The 688-nt window shown below is 45.1% G+C and carries 2 protein-coding genes; both read right to left on the bottom strand.

The annotated features are described in order from the left end of the window. A partial coding sequence (locus GVL03_RS19010) for an ABC transporter permease (RefSeq protein WP_200847256.1) occupies positions 1–381 on the bottom strand: 381 nt, incomplete at its 3' end. After that, positions 350–688: cupin domain-containing protein (locus GVL03_RS19015; protein ID WP_159502559.1), on the bottom strand; the 339-nt coding region annotated here is incomplete at its 5' end. The genes GVL03_RS19010 and GVL03_RS19015, both read right to left, overlap by 32 nt.

A 688-nucleotide genomic window follows, 5' to 3' on the forward strand; every position in this document is an offset into this window, starting at 1 on the left:
GTTTACATTTCCTAATATCAAAGTAGGGGCTCTACCCACCACTTCTGAAAAAATCCCAAAAAAAATCAGACCCGCAAACAGCACCAAAGCAAATTCTGTTTTAGAGCCGCTGCCGCCTGCCCATTTGGACTGGAATATCACACTAAATACAAATGTGTATACTCCCAGCATCATTAGAGGATTGAAAAATGACCAAAGTAGGCCTGCGACAGAGCCTTTGTAGCGACTGTCAATCTCTCGCCTAGCCAAATCCAAAATTAATGCACGATGATTCACCAAAGATTTAATAGGAGATAAATTTTTTATTCGATTATTAACCATAATAATTTTGAATATCCTCAATTTATATTCAGTAATCACTTTGAATTCGAACGATATCATCTTCGCCAAGATAGGCGCCAGATTGCACCTCAATAATTTCCAGCGGCAATTTCCCCGGATTCGAGAGCCGATGCACATGACCAAGTGGAATGAAGGTCGACTCGTTTTCGCCCAGCAAAAAACTCTCATCGCCCCTGGTGACTCGGGCGGTGCCCTTGACCACAATCCAGTGCTCGGCGCGATGGTGATGCATTTGCAAGCTCAACTGTGCTCCCGGATTGACGACAATACGTTTTACCTGGAAGCGGCTGCCATTGTCGATACTGTCGTACCAGCCCCAGGGGCGGTGTACTTTGCGGTGCAAAGA

It is taken from the genome of Microbacterium sp. 18062 (assembly GCF_902706225.1).
Classification (GTDB): domain Bacteria; phylum Actinomycetota; class Actinomycetes; order Actinomycetales; family Microbacteriaceae; genus Microbacterium.